A 529-nucleotide genomic window follows, 5' to 3' on the forward strand; every position below is an offset into this window, starting at 1 on the left:
GCCGGGGAGCTATGCGCCGTTGGCGCGGGTTGATCAGGTGGAGGGTGAGGCCCACAAGGTCTACTACTTCCATACCGATCAGATTGGAACGCCCTTGGAGTTGAGCAATAGCGAGGGCGAGATAGTTTGGCAGGCGACTTATCGCTCATGGGGTGCAATCGAGGAGCTCAAGGTTCATGATATCGAGCAGAACCTAAGGTTCCAGGGGCAATACTTTGATAGTGAGACGGGGCTGCATTACAACACCTTAAGGTACTACGACCCAGAAGTGGGGCGTTTTGTTACACAAGACCCCATAGGTCTAGATGGCGGAATGAACTTTTATCAGTATGCACCCAGCCCCGTTATGTGGGTCGATCCGTGGGGACTAGCTTTCAAAAGCGTCAATTTTGAAGGGTCACCTGATCTCTTCCCCACATCAGGAAACCAAAAGAATATCGTTTCAATCCAACTGCAAGGATCGAGAGGTAGAGACTTTACTGAGGCTTTCAAAGAGGCTGGTTTAACAAGGGCGCAGGTCAAGTCGATT

1 protein-coding gene is annotated in these 529 nt (G+C 50.9%); it reads left to right on the forward strand.

The genetic code is table 11. From position 1 onward, the window contains the following. Nucleotides 1-529: RHS repeat domain-containing protein (locus ACEWE8_RS26105; RefSeq protein ID WP_395589453.1), on the forward strand; the 529-nt coding region annotated here is incomplete at both ends.

Source organism: Pseudomonas sp. TR47, from assembly GCF_044143025.1.
GTDB classification, from domain to species: Bacteria; Pseudomonadota; Gammaproteobacteria; order Pseudomonadales; family Pseudomonadaceae; genus Aquipseudomonas; species Aquipseudomonas putida_E.